Source organism: Amycolatopsis methanolica 239, from assembly GCF_000739085.1.
Taxonomy (GTDB): domain Bacteria; phylum Actinomycetota; class Actinomycetes; order Mycobacteriales; family Pseudonocardiaceae; genus Amycolatopsis_E; species Amycolatopsis_E methanolica.
Genome location: NZ_CP009110.1, coordinates 772,052 through 791,349 on the forward strand (window position 1 = coordinate 772,052; position 19,298 = coordinate 791,349).

Below are 19,298 nucleotides of genomic sequence, written 5' to 3' on the forward strand. Positions count from 1 at the left end.
GGCAACCTCGGAGGCTTGCTAGCGTCGGCGCCGGTGTCGGTAGCGAGACCGCGCGGGCCCGCGATCCTCTGTGAGGCGGTGGTGCCGGGCGCCGGTGTCAGGCACAGGCTGCGGTGCACCCGCGGCTCTCGGACGCCGAGGCCGGCCGTCCCGACCGCTCCTCCGACCCTCGACGACGTGAGAACACATGGACACTGACAGCACCGGCGGCGCGGCTGCCGTGCAGCTCGACGCCATTCCCGACACGGCCGCCGCGGGCCGGTCCCCGTCAGTCGCGGCCTACGTGGTGGGTGTGGTCTCGGCCGTGCTGCTCGCCGCGGGTGCCGCCGTGCCCGTGGTGAACGGCGTGGCGCGGGGTTTCCACAGCGTGCCGTTGCTGGTGGTGCTCGCCGTCGCGCCGATGGCCGTGGTCGCGGTGCTGGCCCTGAAGGGACGCCACCAGACGGCGGCGGGAGTGCTGGCCGCTGTGGCGGCGCTCGCCCCCGGGCGGCTGGTGCTCGACCTGATCCTGCTGACGGACCCGGTCCAGGCGGCGCGCCCGGAGCTGTTCCGGCTGCACTCACTGGCCGACCCCGGCACCGCGCCCGGCCTGTGGCTCCTGTTGGCAGGCCACGTGGCGGCGATCGCCGCAGGGGTGATGGCAACCCGAGCCGCCGCCCCCAAGGCGGACACCCAGTGGACGCCGAGGGCCTCCGCCGCAGCCGAGGCCGCCGCGGCCCGCGCTGCCGGAGACCCCACGCCGAGCGGCTCCACCCCGAGCGGCCCCAGCACTGACCGCGCGGCCGACGCTGCCCCCAGCAGCGCCCGGACCGCTGGAGGTGACGCACCCAGCGGTGCTGCCGCGGCGCCACCCAGCGGCACCGCCGCGGATGATGCTGTCGGCGCACCTGCCGGCGGTACTGATGACCTGGCCGCCGGTGGTGAGGCGGAGGAGCGCGCCGGGAACGCCGACGGGAAGTCCGGCGCCCTCCCGGCGCGCACTTCGCGAACCGAATGTTCCGTCGCCATCGGCGACGCGGGGACAGACGACTCTGCCGCCGGCCCGCCCACCACCGCCGGCGAAGCCGCCGCTTCCGCCAGCGGGTCTGGCCGAACGGCCGCCTCAGCCGACGTCTCCGACCAGCCTTCTGCCCCCGGCGCCGGCTCTGACGAGACACCTGCCTCCGCCGACACCTTCGGCCGGGCCTCGGCCCCCGGTGGCGGTTCCGATCGGGCTTCTGCCGCTGGCGCCGGTTCTGGCCGGGCTTCTGCCTCCGGTGACGGCTCTGATCGGACTGCTGCCGCTGGCGGCTCCGACCAGACCTCTGCCTCCGGTGGCGGCTCCGGCAGGGTCTCTGCACCCGCCGCCGACTCTGGCCGCGCCCCGGGCGTCAGCCCTGGCCGAGCCGCCACCCGCGCCACCCCCGCTGACGCCTCCGGTCAACCCCCCGCCTCCGAGGGCGCCTGGCCTGAGGCGGCCGAAGTGAGCCGCGGGGGGCTGATCTTCGGGATGTTCGCCGCGGTCGTCGCGGCGGTCGGGGTCATGATGGCGCCCTTCACCTCGACCGACGCGTTCCTGCCCGCGGGCAGCGCGTTCGAGAGCCCGGGCCTCGTGCTCGCCGGCAGTCTGCTGCTCGCCTTCGCGCTGCCCGTCGCCACCGTGTTGCTCGCCGGCTCGGGCACGGCCGTCGCCCGGGGTGGGTTGCTCGGCCTCGGCGTCACCGCCGCCGTCGTCGGGCTGCCGAACCTCGTGTCCGGGCTCAGCCTGCCCGGCGTTCGCCTCGCGGCGGGGCCGATCCTCGTGCTCGCCGGAGCGGCCGGGATGATCGCCGCCGCGTTCCTGCCCACCGCCACGACCCCGGACGCCGCCCAGGACGACGAGGCGGGCGAGATCACCCTGCCCGGCATCCGCCGCCTGCGGATCGTCACCGGCGTCCTCGCCGTGCTCACGTCCGCGGCGGCCATCGCCGGCGCCCTCACGCCCCAGGTGGTCATCACCGAGACCCTCAACGGCCCGCAGAGCCCCTCCCGCTCCGCACTGCTCGTCGCGGGGCTGCTGGTCGGCCTGCTCGGCCTCGTCATGTTCACCGCGGGCCCCGCCGCCTACGCCCGGCCCGCCCTCTCGGTCGCCTGGGTCACGGTCCCGCTCGCCGGCACCGCCGTCCTGACCATGGCGGTCACGGCCACCGAACTGGGCGCCGGCCTCGCCCCGGGACCCGGCGTGCTCTGGACCGCGCTCGCCATCGTCGGGTCGGCCATCACCGCCTGCTGCTCCGTCGTCGCGGGCATGGTCGAACGGGACGAGACCACCGACCCGGCCACCGCGTTCGGCGACGGGCCCGCCCTGCCCGGTGCGGACCTGCTCACCCCGCTGGTCGCCGCGGGGATACTCGCCATCGGCGCCTTCGGCACGCCCTCGATCCTCGCCCCGGACTACGTCGAGCCTGCCCTGTGGTCGAGCTTCGGCACCCCCTCGTGGGGCCTGCTGGTCGCGCTGCTCACCGTGCTCGGCGCGTGCGTCCTCGCCCCGCGGTGCCGTCCCGCCCGCGCCGCGGCGCTGCTCGCCGGCGCCGCCTGCGTCGCCGGGCTGCGCGCCGCGGAGCTGCCACTCGTGGGTGATGAGATCGCCGGCGCGCACGCCGGGCTGGGCTGGTGGCTCGCGCTGGGCTGCTCCCTCGCCCTGGTCATCGCCGCCGTTCTGGCCGCGCGTGGCTCGATTCACACCCCGAAACCACGCTCTGGATCCATACGGTGACCGAGTTCACCGGATGCGCCGCCCCGAGCCAAAGCCCAGGTCGCTAGGGTCGTCTGCGTCCGGCAGCATGGTTTGCAACAAGCACCCGCCTGCGGATCGCCCCTCGCGAGACGACCGGTGACTCAGGCGGTGTGTGTCGTCAGGAGACTGGAGTAGTGGACCTCTACGAATACCAGGCGAAGGACCTCTTCGCCGCCCACGGCGTGCCGGTACTGCCCGGCGCCGTAGCGAGCACCCCGGAAGAAGCCCAGGCCGCCGCCGAGAAGATCGGTGGACAGGTCGTCGTCAAGGCCCAGGTGAAGACCGGTGGCCGCGGCAAAGCCGGTGGCGTGAAGCTCGCCAAGGACCCGGCCGAGGCCAAGGAGAAGGCCGAAGCCATCCTCGGCCTCGACATCAAGGGCCACATCACGCACCGCGTGCTGGTGACCGAGGCGTCCGACATCGCGGAGGAGTACTACTTCTCCTTCCTGCTGGACCGCGCCAACCGCACCTTCCTGGCCATGGCGTCCGCCGAGGGCGGCATGGAGATCGAGCAGCTGGCCGTGGAGCGGCCCGAGGCGCTCGCCAAGGTGCCGGTCGACGCGATCGCCGGTGTCGACAAGGCCAAGGCGCTGGAGATCCTGACCCAGGGCAACTTCCCCGAGGCCATCCGCGACCAGGCGGCCGACGTGGTCGTCAAGCTGTGGGAGACCTTCGTGGCCGAGGACGCCACCCTGGTCGAGGTCAACCCGCTGGTCCGCGACCCGCAGGACAAGATCGTCGCCCTCGACGGCAAGGTCACCCTGGACGAGAACGCCTCCTTCCGCCAGCCGAAGCAGGAAGAGCTCGTCGACAAGCAGACCGAGGACCCGCTGGAGGCCAAGGCCAAGGCGAAGGACCTCAACTACGTCAAGCTCGACGGCGAGGTCGGCATCATCGGCAACGGCGCGGGCCTGGTCATGTCCACCCTGGACGTGGTCGCCTACGCCGGCGAGAAGCACGGCGGCGTCAAGCCCGCCAACTTCCTCGACATCGGCGGCGGCGCCTCGGCCGAGGTCATGGCCGCCGGCCTGGACGTCATCCTGAACGACCCGGCCGTCAAGTCGGTGTTCGTCAACGTCTTCGGTGGCATCACCGCGTGCGACGCGGTCGCGACCGGCATCGTCGAGGCCCTCAAGATCCTGGGCGACGAGGCCACCAAGCCGCTCGTGGTCCGTCTCGACGGCAACAACGTCGAGGAAGGCCGCCGGATCCTCAACGAGGCCAACCACCCGCTGGTCACGCAGGTGGACACCATGGACAACGCAGCGGACAAGGCTGCCGAGCTGGCCGCGGCAGGAGCGTAAGAGACATGTCGATCTTCCTCGATTCCAGCAGCAAGATCATCGTTCAGGGCATCACCGGGTCCGAGGGCACCAAGCACGCGACCAAAATGCTGCAGGCCGGCTCGAACATCGTCGGCGGCGTGAATGCCCGCAAGGCAGGCCAGACCGTCACCATCGCGGGCAAGGACCTCACCGTGTTCGGCACGGTCGAGGAGGCCATGAAGGAGACCGGCGCCGACGTGTCGGTCATCTTCGTGCCGCCGAAGTTCGCCAAGGACGCCGTGATCGAGGCCATCGACGCCGAGATCCCGCTCGCCGTGGTGATCACCGAGGGCATCCCGGTGCACGACTCGGCCTACTTCTGGGCCCACGCGGTCGCCAAGGGCAACAAGACCCGCATCATCGGCCCCAACTGCCCCGGCGTCATCTCGCCGGGCAAGTCGAACGCGGGCATCATCCCGGCCAACATCACCGGCCCGGGCAAGATCGGCCTGGTGTCGAAGTCGGGCACGCTGACCTACCAGATGATGTATGAGCTGCGTGACATCGGCTTCTCCACCGCCGTCGGCATCGGTGGCGACCCGGTCATCGGCACCACGCACATCGATGCTCTGGAGGCCTTCCAGGCCGACCCGGAGACCGAGGTCATCGTCATGATCGGCGAGATCGGTGGCGACGCCGAGGAGCGGGCCGCGGCCTACATCAAGGAGAACGTGACCAAGCCGGTCGTCGGCTACGTCGCGGGCTTCACCGCCCCCGAGGGCAAGACGATGGGTCACGCGGGCGCGATCGTGTCCGGCTCGGCCGGCACCGCGCAGGCGAAGAAGGAGGCCCTCGAGGCCGCGGGCGTGAAGGTCGGCAAGACGCCGTCCGAGACCGCCGCGCTGGCCCGGGAGCTGTACGAGAACCTGCACTGACGTAGCGGTCCACACGCCGGCCGGGCACCGTTCGCGGTGCCCGGCCGGCGTGCTTCCCGGCCCCCGAAATTCGACGCAACCGTTTGCCGCCCCGGCACGTCGGATAGCCGGATGGGGTGACCCGGGAACCCCGGGACGTGTTGCATCGTTCCCGGACATATCGGCACCCCGGTTCGGGCGAAGACAGGAGAGCAAGCGCGATGACGTTCCCCAGTGGTGGACCGGGATACCCGCAGCAGGGCGGCGGTGGCCAGCCCCCGGGGACCGGCGGGTTCCCCCAGCAGCAGCCCCCGGCGCAGCAGGGCCCGAGCCTGTCGCCGGCGAACCTGAGCATGATCCTGACGCTGTTCATCGCCCTGCTGGGCCTGGTGAACTACTTCATCGGCTTCTCCGAGGAGGCGCAGGGCGCCGACCAGCCGGTCCTGTTCCTGCTCGTGGGCGGCCTGCTGGCCGGCCTGGCGGTGCTGCCAAGGGGCCCGCGGACGCTCCCGTTCGCGGTGCTGTTCAGCGTGCTCGGCGCGCTCACCGCGATCCTGGTGGTCGTGCACATCCCGGAGCAGGCCGAGACCCCGGGCATCTACACGGTGATCCTGATCCTGGGCATCCTGCAGATGCTGGTCGCGGTCGCGGCGCTGCTGTTCGACGCGGGTGTCCTGAAGATGCCGCAGCCGCAGCAGCCGCAGTACGGCCAGCCCTACGGTCAGCCGGGCCAGTTCGGCCAGGGCCCCGGTGAGCAGAAGGGCGGCCCGTCGGGCACCCAGTACGGCCCGCCGGTGACGCCGCCGCAGCAGCAGTCCACGGTGTACGCCCCGCAGCAGGGCCAGTTCTACAACCCGGCGGCCAAGCCCGAGGGCCAGCAGGGGCAGCACCCCGGCACCTCGCCCGGTGGCAGCCCCCAGGGTTGATCTTCCACGCAGGAGCGCCCCTTCCCAGCACGGGAAGGGGCGCTTTTCAGTTCTCGCGTGACACCTCCGTTGTGGCTTAACCCGCATGAGGGAGGAACGGCGTGGCTCACTCAGGCGGAGCAGTGTTGGTGCGAGGGTGCGAAGCATGCAGCTGCTCACCTCGTACCGTCGATCCGGGCAAGGGGTGACAGACCCGGGAGACCGGGGCGAGCGCTCACCGGTCGTCCGGGCGAGGGTGTTCGCCGCGGCGGTCCTCGGTCCCATCGTCGCCGGGTACGTCGTGGTCGCGGCCCTGTTCGGGTTGGTCACGGCCATGGCCCCGGCGGGGGAGTTCGCGATCGGCGGTGTGCTGCGCGCAGCCGGGCCTGGCTGGCTCGCCGCCTACCAGGTGCCCGTGGAGATCGCCGGGCGCCCGCTCGGCGTGCTGCCGTTGCTGGCGACTATCGGCGCGCTGGCGCTGGTCGCCCGGTCGGCGGCGACCGCGACGCGGCGTCTCGGCCATGCCGAGCCCGGCGCGACCGTGCCATTGATCGCCGCGGTGACCAGCGGGCACGCGCTCGCCGGGCTGGGGATCGCGTTGTTCGACGACAGCGCCGGGGTGCGCGTCGAGCCGTTGTCGGCGTTCGCCGTGCCCGCGGTTCTCGCGGGTGTCGCCGCCGCGGCCGGAGCGGCGTCGCGGTCCGGTGTCGCGGCAGCCGTGCGCGACTACCTGGACCCGCTCGCGCTGCGCGGGCTGCGTGCCGGCGCGCTGGGCCTGGCCGGGCTGCTCGCGGTCGGCGCGCTCGTGCACACCGTTGCGCTGGTCCTCGCCTCGGGCACGATCCGCCAGCTGTTCGCGGCGAACGCGCCGGGGTTCGGCAGCGGCGCCGGGATGCTGTTGCTGTCGCTGGGGTACCTGCCCAACGCGGTCGTTGGCGGCCTGGCCTTCGTCACCGGTCCCGGCTTCTCGATCGGGTCGTTCTCGGCAGGCGCGCTCTCGTTCACCGGCGGTCCGGTGCCCGGCCTGCCGGTGCTGGCCGGCGTTCCCGAGCACGCGGCGCCCTGGTGGCCGGTCCTGATGCTGCTGCCGGCCGGGGTCGGCGTGCTGCTCGGCTGGTCGTTGCGCCGCGCCGACGAGAACCCGCTCGCCCGGCTGCGGATCGTCGGCATCGCAGGCGCGCTCGTCGGGTTCGGATGTGTGTTGCTCGGCACTCTCGCCGGCGGCAGGCTCGGCGGCGGGGTATTCGACCCGGTGAGCATCCCGGTCGGGCTGGTCTCCGTCGCCGCGTTCGGTTGGATCGCGGTGCCCGGTGGTCTGATCGCCTGGTTCGCCGGCCCGCACGCGCGTCCCAAGCCCGCGCCCGAGCCGGAAGAACCCGAGGTGGAGCCCGAAATCGAGGCCGAATTGGAGAACCTCGACGCCGAGCTCGAAGAGCTGGAGGCCGAGGCCGAAGAGGGCCCCGAAGAGCTGGCCGAGGAGGACACCGAAGAGGAGCAAGCGGACGGACCAGACGAGGACGAGGAGCCCCCGCCCGCCGACGACAAGCCGGAAGAGCCCAGCTAGCCCGCCGCCCTCGACGGAGCGGCTTCGCGGCGCAGCATAGACTCGGTGCGACGTTGGCACGGGCGAAGGAGAGGCGTTGAACTCCAGCCGGTTGGAACTGCCCGTCCCGGTCAAGCTGGTGGTGCTCGCCTCCGGATCGGGCACGCTGCTGCAGTCGCTCCTGGACGCGACCGAGCGCATCGACTTCCCGGCGAAGATCGTCGCCGTCGGCACGGATCGCACGGGCGTCGAGGCGCTGGCCCGCGCCGAGCGCGCCGGGGTGCCGCACTTCACCGTCCGGCTCAGCGACCACCCGGACCGCGACGCCTGGGACAAGGCCCTCACCGAGGCGGTCGCCGCCTACGAGCCGGACCTGGTCGTGTCGGCCGGCTTCCTGAAGATCCTGGGGACGAACTTCCTCACGCGCTTCCCGAACCGCGTGATCAACACGCACCCGGCCCTGCTGCCGTCGTTCCCGGGGATGCACTCCGTGGCCGACGCGCTGGAGCTGGGCGTCAAGCTGACCGGCTGCACGGTGCACTTCGTGGACGCCGGGGTCGACACGGGGCCGATCATCGCCCAGGAGGCGGTGGCGGTCGAGCCGGACGACGACGAGGACAGGCTGCACGAGCGGATCAAGGTCGTGGAACGACGGCTGCTCGTGGACGTGGTGGAACGACTCGGCCGGGCCGGTGCCACGGTCGAGGGACGGAAGGTGAGGTTGCGGTGACGGTGGAAGACCGGCGTCCGGTGAAGCGCGCGCTGATCGGCGTTTCGGACAAGACGGGCCTGCTGGAGCTGGGCACCGCGCTGCACGCGGCGGGTGTGGAGATCGTTTCCACCGGCGGCACGGCGAAGGTGCTGGCCGACGCCGGGGTGCCGGTCACGCCGGTCGAGCAGGTCACCGGGTTCCCGGAGTCGTTCGACGGCCGCGTGAAGACGCTGCACCCGCGGGTGCACGCCGGCCTGCTGGCCGACCGCGACCGGCCCGAGCACGTCGAGCAGCTGCGTGAGCTGGACATCGCGCCGTTCGACCTGCTGGTCGTCAACCTCTACCCGTTCCGGGAGACCGTTGCCTCCGGCGCGAGCCCCGAGGACTGCGTGGAGAACATTGACATCGGCGGTCCGGCGATGGTCCGCGCCGCGGCGAAGAACCACAACAACGTGGCCGTCGTAGTCGACCCGGCCCGCTACGACTGGGTGCTGGAGCAGGTCCGCGCCGGCGGCTTCGTGCTGGCCGACCGCAAGCGCCTGGCGGCCCAGGCGTACGCGCACACCGCGAGCTACGACATCGCGGTCGCGTCGTGGTTCGCCAACGCCTACGCCCCGGCCGACGACTCCGGCTTCCCCGACTTCACCGGCGGCACCTGGGAGCGCGGCGAAGTGCTGCGCTACGGCGAGAACCCGCACCAGCGCGCCGCGGTCTACCGGCACTGGCGCGGCGGCCTGGCGCACGCCGAGCAGCTGCACGGCAAGGCCATGTCCTACAACAACTACGTCGACACCGACGCCGCGCGCCGGGCCGCCTACGACTTCGAGGGCCCCGCGGTCGCGATTATCAAGCACGCCAACCCGTGCGGCATCGCGGTCGGCCTGGACATCGCCGAGGCGCACCGCAAGGCCCACGCGTGCGACCCGGTGTCGGCCTACGGCGGCGTGATCGCGGCGAACCGGCCGATCACTCGTGCGGCCGCCGAGCAGATCGCCGAGGTGTTCACCGAGGTCGTGCTCGCGCCGGACTTCGAGGACGAGGCGCTGGACGTGCTCAAGCGCAAGAAGAACGTCCGCCTGCTGAAGCTGCCCGCGCTGACCGACGCGGACCCCATCGAGTTCCGGCCGATCTCCGGCGGCATGCTCGTGCAGACCGTCGACCGGATCGACGCGCCCGGCGACTCACCGGCGAACTGGACGCTCGCCACCGGCGAGGCCGCCGACGCCGACACGCTCGCGGACCTGGTGTTCGCGTGGCGGGCGATCCGCGCGGTGAAGTCAAACGCGATCCTGCTGGCCAGCGGCGGTGCGACGGTCGGCGTCGGCATGGGGCAGGTCAACCGCGTCGACTCGTCCCGGCTGGCCGTGCAGCGCGCCGGTGACCGGGTCAAGGGCGCGGTGGCCGCGTCCGACGCGTTCTTCCCGTTCCCGGACGGGCTGCAGGTGCTGATCGACGCCGGCGTGAAGGCCGTCGTCCAGCCCGGCGGCTCGGTGCGGGACGCCGAGGTGATCGCGGCGGCCGAGGAGGCCGGCGTGACGCTGTACCTGACGGGCACGCGCCACTTCGCCCACTGACGGCCTAGAGCCGGGTGGCGGTCCCCGTGATCGTCACCCGCTCGTCGCCGGGGTGGACGTCCACGAGCAGTTCGCTGCGCCGCCCCATGTCCTCGCCCTGCACGATCGTGAGGCGCCGGGGTTCGGTGACCTTGCCGAGGGCCTTCAGGTAGCCGCCGAAGGCCGCGGCCGCCGCGCCCGTCGCGGGGTCCTCGACGACGCCGCCGACCGGGAACGGGTCGCGGGCGTCCACGGTGTTCTCGTCCTGCGGGTGGAACAGGTGCACGGTGGTCCAGTCGTGCTCGCGCATCACGCCCGCGAGGCGGTCGAAGTCGTAGTCGAGGCGGGCCAGGCGGTCCCGGGTGGCGGCGGCGAGCACGAGGTGGTCGTTGCCTGCGAAGGCGACGTGCGGTGGCCAGGCCGGGTCGAGGTCGTCGCGGGACCAGCGGAGCGCGTCGAGAGTCTGGCTCAGTTCGTCCTCGGTGGCGGGCCGGGAGCGGGTGGGGACGCTGGTGAAGCCGGCGGTGATCCGCGTGGTGCCGCCGGTCCGCAGCGCGATGGGGCCGGCCGGGGTGTCGAAGGCCAGGTCGCCGGTGCCGGTCCGTTCGGCGAGCGCGACCGCGGTGGCGATGGTGGCGTGCCCGCAGAAGGCGACCTCGGCCAGCGGGCTGAAGTAGCGCACGCGGTAGTGGCGGGGGCCGTCCGGGATGGCGAAGGCGGTCTCCGAGTAGCCGACGTCCGCGGCGATCTTCTGCATGTCGTTGTCGGTGAGCCCGGTCGCGTCGAGGACGACACCGGCCGGGTTGCCGCCGGTGGGGTCGCTGCTGAACGCGGTGTAGCGGAGGACCTCGGTCATGACGTCGATTCTGCCGGATCGAGGGGCGCGGTGGTCGGTATTATCATACCGTCCAAACAATACCGTCCCCTGAACAAGAGGTACCCGTGATCGAACTGAAGGCGCCTGCGGAGATCGAGCGCATGCACGTGACCGGGCGTTTCGTTGCCGAGGTGCTCACCGAGGTCGGCCGGCTCGCCGACGTGGGCGTCAACCTCCTGGACCTGGAGCACCACGTCCGCGGCATGATCAAGCGGCGCGGTGCCGAGTCCTGCTACTGGGACTACGCCCCGTCCTTCGGCGAGGGCCCGTTCCGCAACGTCATCTGCCTGTCGGTCAACGACGCCGTCCTGCACGGTCTGCCGCACGACTACACGCTGCGTGACGGCGATGTGCTCACCGCGGACCTCGCGGTGACCATCGACGGCTGGGCGGCCGACTCGGCGCGCACGGTCGTCGTCGGGACCGCGGCCGAGGAGGACCTGCGGATCATCCGCGCCACCGAGGAGGCGCTGGAGGCTGCGATCGAGGCGGCCCGCCCTGGCAACCGCCTCGGCGACATCTCGGCGGCGATCTGGTCCGTGGCCGAGGCGTACGGCTACCCGGTGAACACCGAGTTCGGTGGTCACGCCATCGGCCGCACCATGCACGAGGACCTCCACGTCCCCAACAAGGGCCGGGCGGGTCGCGGTCTGAAGCTCCGGCCCGGCCTGACCCTCGCCCTCGAACCGTGGTTCGCGCGCACGACCGACCGCATCGTCCACGACCCCGACGGCTGGACCATCCGGTCGGCCGACGGCTCCCGCACGGCGCACTCCGAGCACACGGTGGCCATCACCGAGGACGGCCCGCTGGTGCTCACCCGGCGTGACGAGGAGGGCCGCGCCTCGACTTGACATCGCACAGGTGTTCGAGGCAAACTAGGCGCATCGAACAGAAGTTCGAACAGTCGCCGGCTTCCCCACGGTGACGTCCGCAGGTTCTCGCAGGCGCGTCGTGGGAGGTGGCATGTCGGTCGCGACACTGGCAGCTCTGCCCGGGGTGAGCACGGCGAGCGGGGTGGCCGCCGCGGCGGAGCACGCCCAGCTGACCGGGCGCGTCCTGCCGGTGCTGCCGGAGTTGCGCCGCCTGCTGCCGTCGGCGGGCCTGCGGCGCGGGAGCACGATCGCGGTGCGCGGATCGACGTCGTTGCTCCTGGCGCTGCTGGCCGAGGCGACGGCGACCGGATCGTGGGCCGCGGCGGTGGGGATGCCGGACCTCGGTCTGGTGGCCGCCGCGGAACTCGGGGTCGAGGTGAGCCGGCTCGCGCTGGTGCCGCGGCCAGGGGCCGAGTTCGCCGCGGTCACCGGCGCGCTGCTGGACGGGGTGGATGTGGTGGCGGTCGCCGCTCGGGGCGCGGCGCCGCAGGAGGCACGGCGCCTTTCGGCGCGGGCACGGCACCGGGGCGCCGTGCTGCTCTCCCTCGGGCCGTGGCCAGGCGCCGAGGTGGAGCTGAACTGCGTGGCCGGCCGCTGGGCCGGTCTCGAAGGCGGGCACGGGTACCTGCGTGAGCGGCGGGTCCGTGTCCAGGGTGCCGGCCGGGGCGCGGCGACGCGGCTCCGGTGGGCGGATCTGCTGCTGCCGGGGTCTGCGGGGGCCCCGGCAGCAGCACCCGAGCCGGTGCTCGAACTGGCCAGGGAGGTGGGCTGATGCCCGCGCGGCTGCCGGGAACGGCGGTGGCGCGGCGCGGCGCCACCGGCGGGGTGGTGTGCCGCGGGGTCGCCCGGCGCGGGAGGTGTGCCGGGCGGCTCCGCAGGCCGGCCGGAGCGCGAGTTCTGCGTTCGGTGGTGCGAGTTCTGCGCTCCCGCTCGGGAGTTCTGCCTTCAGTGGCGCGAATTCCGCGTTCGGGCGTGCGAGTCTCACCCGCGGGTGGGAGAGTTCCGCAGTGTGGTGCGCGAGTGCTGCGCCCGGGTGCGCAGCCTCGACACCCCAAGCCGGCTCACGGCACCGGCGGCGCGAGGAGCGCGGCATGTCCACAGTAGACAAACCGCCGCGCATGCTGGTTCTCTGGTGCCCCGACTGGCCCGCGGTCGCCGCTTGCCTGGGCGACGGCGCGCCCCTGCACCTGCCTGCCGCGGTGTTCCACGCCAACCGCGTCGTCGCGTGCACCGCTGTCGCCAGGGCGGCCGGCGTCCGGCGCGGCATGCGCCGCCGGGACGCGCAGTCCCGCTGTCCCGAACTCCAGGCCTTCGGCCCGGACGAGGACCGCGACGCGCGCCTCTTCGAGCCGGTCGCGGCCGCCGTGGAGGAGCTGGTCGTCGGGGTCGAGGTGGTCCGCCCCGGCCTGGTCGCGGTGCCCGCCGACGGCGCGTCCGGCTACTTCGGTGGCGAGCTGCGCCTCGCGGAGCTGCTCGCCGAGCACGTCTCCCACCAGGTGGAGTGCCAGATCGGGATCGCCGACGGCTTGTTCGCCGCGACACTGGCCGCCCACCGGTCCCGCATCGTCGACCGTGACCGGGCCGCCGATTTCCTCGCGCCCCTGCCGGTCGACGAGCTGGACCAGCCGGCCGCCGACCGCGCCGAGCTGGTGGACCTGTTGCGCCGCCTGGGTTTGCGCACGCTCGGCGCGTTCGCGAAACTCGCCGAACGGGACGTCGCCGCGCGGTTCGGCCGCGCGGGCATGATCGCGCACCGGCTGGCGCGCGGTCTCGACGAACGGCCACCGCACCGGCGACGGCCGCCGCCCGAACTCACCGTCACCAAGGCCTTCGACCCGCCGCTGGACCGGGTCGACGCCGCGGCGTTCATGGCCCGCACCCTCGCCGAGCGGTTCCACGGCGGCCTGGCCCGGCACGGCCTGGCCTGCACGCGCCTCGGCATCTACGCCACCACCGAGAACGGCGAGGAACTGAGCCGCGTGTGGCGGTGCGCGGAACCGCTGACGCCGCAAGGCATCGCGGACCGCGTGCGCTGGCAGTTCGAAGGCTGGCTGCGCGCCGCGCCCGGTGAACGGCCCAGCGCCGGGGTGGAGCGGCTGCGGCTGGCTCCCGAGGAGACCGTCGAGGGGCACTCGCTGCAGCTGGGGCTGTGGCAGGCGGGCCTGCGTGGCCTGTCCGACGAGACCACCGAGCGGGCCGGCCGCGCGCTGGTGCGGGTGCAGGGCCTGCTCGGCCCGGACAGCGTCTTCACCGCGGTGCTTGACGGCGGCCGCGGCCCGGCCGAGCGCGTCCGGCTGGTGCCGTGGGGCGACCCGCGGACCCCGCAGAGCCCGCCGGACGTGCCGTGGCCGGGACGGCTGCCCGCGCCGTCCCCGGCCACGGTCTACGCGCAGCCGCTGCCCGCGCGCATCCTCGACGCCTCGGGCGCGGAGGTGCACATCACGCGGCGGCGGGAGCTTTCCGCGCCACCGCACCGGGTTTCGGTGGGCGACGGCCCGCCGCGGGAGGTCCTGGACTGGGCCGGACCGTGGCTGGTCGACGCGCACTGGTGGACGCCGGGTGGCGACGGCGTGCGCACCCGGGTGCAGGCTGTGCTGGCCGGGGAACCGGAAACGGCGGTGCTGCTGACGAGAGTGGGCGGATCGAGTCCGCATTGGACAGTGGAGGGAGTGTACGACTGATGGACGACGAGTACTTCCGGGACCTGCGGCACTGGCTGGCCCTGCCGCGCAAGGTGGTCGAGTCGCTCGACCCGGTCGAGGACGAGCAGATGCTGCTGCCGATCCCGGTGCCGCGCCGCCCGGTGGACTGATGGGCTTCAACAACCCGCCCGTCCCCTGGGAGGAGCTGGAACGCAGGCTGGCGGGCAGACCGGAGACAGCCGACGGCGGGGACAGCCCCGCCTGGAGCCGGAAACGGGAGGGCTACGTCCGGCCGAGCACCGTCGAGGCCCCGCGCGGGGACGACCACGCGGGCGGGCGGCGCCGGGTGCCCTACGCCGAGCTGCACTGCCACTCCAACTTCAGCTTCCTGGACGGCGCGAGCCACCCCGAGGAGCTGGTCGAGGAGGCGGCGCGGCTGGGGCTCGACGCGATCGCGCTCACCGACCACGACGGCATGTACGGCGTGGTGCGGTTCGCCGACGCGGCGCGCGACCTGGGCGTGCGCACGGTGTTCGGCACCGAGCTGAGCTTCGGCCTGTCCGGCCCGCAGAACGGCGTCGCCGACCCCGAGGGCGAGCACCTGCTTCTGCTCGCCAAGCAGCAGGACGGTTACGCCGCCCTGTGCCGGGCGATCACCGCGGGTCAGCTCGCCGGGCACGACCACGCCGCGTCGGCGGACCGGGCCGAGAAGGGCCGCCCGGTGTACGACCTGGACGCCGTCGCGAGCGAGGTCGCGGGCAAGGTCGTGGTGCTCACCGGCTGCCGCAAGGGCGCGGTCCGGAAAGCGCTGGCCCGCGGCGGCCCGGAGGCGGCCGGACGCGAACTGCGGCGGCTGCGCGACCGGTTCGGCTCGGTGTACGTCGAGCTGACCGACCACGGCTACCCCGAGGACGGGGTGCACAACGACGTCCTCGCCGCGCTGGCCGCCGAGCAGGGCCTGCCGACCGTCGCCACCACCGCCGCCCACTACGCCACCCCGGACCGGGGACGGCTCGCCGGCGCGATGGCCGCGATCCGCGCCCGCCGCGGGCTCGACGACATGGCGGGCTGGCTGCCCGCGTCCGGCATGTCGTTCCTGCGGTCCGGCGAGGAGATGGCGCAGCGGTTCGCCCGCTACCCCGGCGCGGTGCAGCGGGCCGCGCTGCTCGGGCTGGAGTGCGCCTTCGACCTGAAGCTGGTCGCGCCCGAGCTGCCGCCCTACGACGTCCCCGCCGGCTACACCGAGGCGTCCTTCCTGCGCGAGGAGGTCTACCGCGGCGCCGCGCACCGCTACCGCGACCGGCCGGAGGCGCTGGACCAGATCGAGCACGAGCTGCGGATCATCGAGCAGCTGGGCTTCCCCGGCTACTTCCTCATCGTCTGGGACATCGTCGAGTTCTGCCGCCAGAACAACATCTTGTGCCAGGGCCGCGGCTCGGCGGCGAACTCCGCGGTCTGCTACGCGCTCGGCATCACCAAGGTCGATTCGGTGCGCTGGAAACTGCTGTTCGAACGCTTCCTCGCGCCGGACCGGGACGGCTACCCGGACATCGACCTGGACATCGAGTCCGACCGCCGCGAGGAGGTGATCCAATACGTCTACCGCAAGTACGGGCGCCTGCGCACCGCGCAGGTGGCGAACGTGATCACCTACCGCGCCAAGTCCGCGATCCGGGACGCGGCAAGGGCTTTCGGGTACTCGCCCGGCCAGCAGGACGCGTGGAGCAAGCAGATCGACCGCTGGGGCCCGCTGCACGACACCAAGGACGACACCGATCACGACATCCCGCTGCCGGTGCTGCAGGTGGCCGCCGCGCTGGAGGACTTCCCGCGGCACCTGGGCATCCATTCCGGCGGCATGGTGATCTGCAACCGGCCGGTGAGCGAGGTGTGCCCGATCGAGTGGGCGCGCATGGCCGACCGCAGCGTGCTGCAGTGGGAGAAGGACGACTGCGCCTCCGTCGGCCTGGTCAAGTTCGACCTACTCGGCCTCGGCATGCTCTCCGCGGTGCACTACATGCTCGACCTGGTGCGCGAGTTCGAGGGCGTCGAGGTCGACCTCGCGAACCTGGACCTGGAGGACCAGGAGGTCTACCGGATGCTGCAGCGCGCGGACGCGATCGGCGTGTTCCAGGTGGAGAGCCGGGCGCAGATGGCGACGCTGCCGCGGCTGAAGCCGAAGACGTTCTACGACCTGGCGATCGAGGTCGCGCTCATCCGGCCCGGCCCGATCCAGGGCGGCTCGGTGCACCCCTACATCCGCCGCGCCACGAAGAAGGAGAAGTGGCGGCACGACCACCCGCTGCTGGCCAACGCGCTGGACAAGACCTTGGGGGTGCCGCTGTTCCAGGAGCAGATGATGCAGATCGCCCTGGACGTCGCGAACTTCACCGCCGCCGAGGCCGACGAGCTGCGGCACGCGATGGGCTCGAAGCGGTCCACGCGGAAGATGGAGCGGCTGCGGGAACGGTTCTACGACGGCGCGCGGCGCAACGGCCTCGACGACGAGCTGATCGCGCGGATCTTCCACAAGCTGATGGCGTTCGCCAACTTCGGTTTCCCGGAGAGCCACGCGCTGAGCTTCGCCTACCTGGTGTTCGCCAGCGCCTACTTCAAGCGCTACCACCCGGCGGCGTTCTGCGCGGCGCTGCTGCGGGCCCAGCCGATGGGGTTCTACTCGCCGCAGTCGCTGGTCGCCGACGCCCGGCGGCACGGCATCACCGTGCACGGCCCGGACATCAACGCGAGCCTGCCGCACGCGACGCTCGAACCCGGTGCCGACGGGTTGGCGGTGCGGATCGGGCTGGCCACGGTGCGGATGATCGGGCAGAAGCTCGCGGAGGAGATCGTCGCGGAACGCGCGCGGGGTGGGCCGTTCGCCGACATGGCCGACCTGGCGCGGCGCGTGCGGCTGACCACGCCGCAGATCGAGGCGCTGGCCACGGCGGGGGCGTTCGGCCGGTTCGGCGAGATCGACGGCGACCGGCGGCGCGCGCTGTGGGCGGCCGGGGCGGTGGCGCAGGAACGGCCGGAGAAGCTGCCGGTCACGCTGGCCGGGGCGCACGCGCCGACGCTGCCCGGCATGGACCACATCGACGAGGCGGTCGCCGACGTGTGGGCGACCGGGCTGTCGCCGGACAGCTTCCCGACGGAGTTCATCCGCGAGCGGCTGGACGCGCTGGGCGTGGTGCCCGCCGCAAAACTGATGGACGTCGAAGACGGCGCCCGGGTGCTGATCGGCGGAGCGGTGACGCACCGCCAGCGCCCGGCGACCGCGGGCGGGGTCACGTTCCTGAACATCGAGGACGAGACGGGGATGGTCAACGTCGTGTGCAGCGCCGGGTTGTGGCGCCGGTACCACCGGGTGGCGCGGGGCAGCGCGGCGATGCTGATCCGCGGGGTGATTGAGCGGGCGGACGGGGTGGTGAGCGTGCGCGCGGACCGGTTGCAGCACCTGTCGATGCGGGTGCCGTCGAAGTCGCGGGACTTCCGGTGAACGGCCTGCCGATCACCGACGCGCGCGGGAACACCCTGGTCAGCGTGCGGTTCGGGGTCTCGACGGATCCCGCGGTGCCGATGCCGCTCGCGCTGGTGGTCGTCGAGGTGGACGAGCGTGTGCTGCTCGTGTTCGACCGGCGGCGCGGGCAGTGGGAGCTGCCCGGCGGGATGATCGAACCGGGGGAGACGTCGCACCAGGCCGCGGTCCGCGAACTGGCCGAGGAGACCGGGATCGTGGTGAGCGGCCTGCGGTTCGCCGCCGTGGCGCGGTTCGTGCTGTGCGATCCGGTGCGCCGCGAGTACGCCGCGGTCTACCGGACGGGGTTCGCGACCGAGCCCGTGGTGACGCCGCGGGAGGACGAGGTCTCCGCGATCGCCTGGTGGAACCCGCGCACGCCCCTGCTGCGGGACCAGGGCGTGCTGGACGCCGAGATCGCCCGGCGGGTCACCGGTTTGAGCTGAGGGCCCGGACCGCCCCGGTCTCCTCGCGCCACGCCAGGCTCCACTCCACCGGCGGCGCGTCCGAGAACGGCACGAACGCCAAGTTCGGGCGCGGGAAGTACCGCGTCGCGTGCTCGGCGAGCGGGCTGATGCCCTCACCGGCTTCGACGGCGAGGAACAGTTCCTGGATCGTCTCGGGTGCGCGTCCGAGTTCGATGGGACGGCCCGCGGGCGTGGTCCACGGCAGTCGTGGCGGCCAGAGGGCGCGGAGCACGGTGTCGCGCGCCAGGTCCTCCAGCGACACGGATTCCTTGCGGGCGAAGGGGTGTCTCGCCGCCACCGCCAGCACCAGCGGCTCGGTGTGCACCACCACCCCCGGTTCCGGCAGCAGCGTGACCAGGGCGCCGACGTCGCCGTCCCGCCGCGACCGCAAGGGATCGTTGAACGCGGCTTCCTTGACCTGGACGCGGAAGCCCTGCGCCCTGACGGTTTCCAGCCGGTGCGCGATGAGGTCGGCCACCGCGGGCGCCGCGAAACCCAGGCGCAGCACGGTGTTCCGCTCGCGCCCGGCGGCCCGGGCCCGCTCGAACGCCTCCTGGATCTGCCGGTGGGCGGGCGCGACCTCGTCTCGCAGCCGCTGCCCGATGGCGGTCAGGGCGACCCGCCGGCTCGTCCGGTCGAACAGCCGCGCGCCGATGCGCCGTTCCAGCGTTCGGATCGTCTGGCTGACCCGCGCCTGCGAGACGCGCAGCAGCTCGACCGTGCGGCCGAAGTGCAGTTCCTCGGCGAGCACAAGGAAGAACTCGATGTCCCGCCGCTCCACATCCATAACACCCAGGTTTTCGATCGCGCGCGGTTTTGTCGTTGGTCGCCGCGTTCGGGACGGCCAGAGTGGAGGCATGAACCTGATCCGCGCCACCGAAGCCGAAGCCCTCGCCGACGCCCGGGGCAGCCCATCACGCTGCTCACCGACACGGACACGCTGACCAGCAACCGGGCGACGTTCGAGCCCGGCGCCACCGGCGCGCCGCCGCACTTCCACACCAAGGCCACCGAGGTCTTCTTCGTACTGAGCGGCCGCCTGGACGTCCTGCTCGACGAGGAGGTGGTCACTCTCGGGGAAGGCGACTTCCTCACCGTGCCGCCGCGGGTGCCGCACGCCTTGACTTTCACCCCCGGGATGGACCGGTTCGACTACTACCGGCTGCTGGACCGGGTCAACCGCGGCGAGGCGGATCCGCGGGAGATGCGGGAGTCGCAGGAGCGCTACGACAACCACTACGTCGACAGCCAGGTCTGGCGGGTGTGATTAGCTCGC

Annotated in this window: 16 protein-coding genes; 14 read left to right on the plus strand and 2 right to left on the minus strand. The window is 72.9% G+C overall.

The annotated features are described in order from the left end of the window. Positions 1–187: 187 nt before the first annotated feature. From AMETH_RS37700 to purH, 7 genes are all read left to right on the plus strand, one after another. Positions 188–2,734 (plus strand): hypothetical protein, encoded by a 2,547-nt coding sequence (locus AMETH_RS37700; RefSeq protein WP_156131599.1) that lies wholly within the window; start codon positions 188–190, stop codon positions 2,732–2,734. Between the two features lie 155 nt (positions 2,735–2,889). Next, positions 2,890–4,059, plus strand: coding sequence for an ADP-forming succinate--CoA ligase subunit beta (gene sucC, locus AMETH_RS03825; protein ID WP_017986720.1), 1,170 nt, complete (start codon positions 2,890–2,892; stop codon positions 4,057–4,059). Between the two features lie 5 nt (positions 4,060–4,064). Beyond that, positions 4,065–4,955 carry a succinate--CoA ligase subunit alpha gene (gene sucD / locus AMETH_RS03830; protein ID WP_017986721.1) on the plus strand — a complete coding sequence of 297 codons (891 nt, stop codon included), beginning with the start codon at positions 4,065–4,067 and terminating at the stop codon, positions 4,953–4,955. A 200-nt stretch (positions 4,956–5,155) separates the two neighbouring features. Beyond that, a complete protein-coding gene (locus AMETH_RS03835) occupies positions 5,156–5,860 on the plus strand; it encodes a DUF5336 domain-containing protein (RefSeq protein ID WP_017986722.1) in 705 nt (234 codons plus the stop codon). A gap of 184 nt (positions 5,861–6,044) precedes the next feature. Continuing rightward, on the plus strand, positions 6,045–7,403 hold the full coding sequence (locus AMETH_RS03840) for a cell division protein PerM (protein ID WP_223843052.1): 1,359 nt from the start codon (positions 6,045–6,047) through the stop codon (positions 7,401–7,403). 91 nt (positions 7,404–7,494) lie between these two features. Then, positions 7,495–8,112, plus strand: a complete 618-nt coding sequence (gene purN / locus AMETH_RS03845; protein ID WP_026153776.1) for a phosphoribosylglycinamide formyltransferase — start codon at positions 7,495–7,497, stop codon at positions 8,110–8,112. Further along, positions 8,109–9,668, plus strand: coding sequence for a bifunctional phosphoribosylaminoimidazolecarboxamide formyltransferase/IMP cyclohydrolase (gene purH, locus AMETH_RS03850; protein WP_017986725.1), 1,560 nt, complete (start codon positions 8,109–8,111; stop codon positions 9,666–9,668). Before purN ends, purH begins: the two co-directional genes overlap by 4 nt. Before the next feature lie 4 nt (positions 9,669–9,672). On the opposite strand, the gene AMETH_RS03855 is transcribed toward purH, so the two are convergent. After that, positions 9,673–10,503: a PhzF family phenazine biosynthesis protein gene (locus AMETH_RS03855; RefSeq protein WP_017986726.1), complete on the minus strand. Its 831-nt coding sequence runs from the start codon at positions 10,501–10,503 to the stop codon at positions 9,673–9,675. A gap of 86 nt (positions 10,504–10,589) precedes the next feature. On the opposite strand from AMETH_RS03855, the gene map reads away from it, so the two are divergent. From map to AMETH_RS03880, 6 genes are all read left to right on the plus strand, one after another. Continuing rightward, entirely contained in the window at positions 10,590–11,378 is a 789-nt protein-coding gene (gene map / locus AMETH_RS03860) for a type I methionyl aminopeptidase (RefSeq protein ID WP_017986727.1), read from the plus strand. A gap of 112 nt (positions 11,379–11,490) precedes the next feature. Next, positions 11,491–12,171 (plus strand): hypothetical protein, encoded by a 681-nt coding sequence (locus tag AMETH_RS03865; protein WP_017986728.1) that lies wholly within the window; start codon positions 11,491–11,493, stop codon positions 12,169–12,171. 346 nt (positions 12,172–12,517) lie between these two features. After that, positions 12,518–14,080, plus strand: coding sequence for a DNA polymerase Y family protein (locus AMETH_RS03870; protein WP_017986729.1), 1,563 nt, complete (start codon positions 12,518–12,520; stop codon positions 14,078–14,080). Further along, positions 14,080–14,211 (plus strand): hypothetical protein, encoded by a 132-nt coding sequence (locus AMETH_RS41305; RefSeq protein WP_017986730.1) that lies wholly within the window; start codon positions 14,080–14,082, stop codon positions 14,209–14,211. Before AMETH_RS03870 ends, AMETH_RS41305 begins: the two co-directional genes overlap by 1 nt. Beyond that, entirely contained in the window at positions 14,211–17,537 is a 3,327-nt protein-coding gene (locus AMETH_RS03875) for an error-prone DNA polymerase (RefSeq protein ID WP_017986731.1), read from the plus strand. Before AMETH_RS41305 ends, AMETH_RS03875 begins: the two co-directional genes overlap by 1 nt. Then, on the plus strand, positions 17,534–18,001 hold the full coding sequence (locus tag AMETH_RS03880) for an NUDIX hydrolase (RefSeq protein ID WP_017986732.1): 468 nt from the start codon (positions 17,534–17,536) through the stop codon (positions 17,999–18,001). The genes AMETH_RS03875 and AMETH_RS03880 overlap by 4 nt, the downstream gene beginning before the upstream one ends. Here the strand turns inward: AMETH_RS03880 and AMETH_RS03885 are convergent. Beyond that, the gene (locus AMETH_RS03885) at positions 17,985–18,809 is read right to left on the minus strand and encodes a LysR family transcriptional regulator (RefSeq protein ID WP_051079487.1); all 825 of its coding nucleotides are present in this window, start codon (positions 18,807–18,809) and stop codon (positions 17,985–17,987) included. The two genes, AMETH_RS03880 and AMETH_RS03885, sit on opposite strands and share 17 nt — an antisense overlap. Here AMETH_RS03885 and AMETH_RS03890 point away from each other — a divergent pair. Next, positions 18,753–19,289 carry a cupin domain-containing protein gene (locus AMETH_RS03890; protein ID WP_223843053.1) on the plus strand — a complete coding sequence of 179 codons (537 nt, stop codon included), beginning with the start codon at positions 18,753–18,755 and terminating at the stop codon, positions 19,287–19,289. The two genes, AMETH_RS03885 and AMETH_RS03890, sit on opposite strands and share 57 nt — an antisense overlap. The last annotated feature ends 9 nt before the right edge of the window (positions 19,290–19,298 follow it).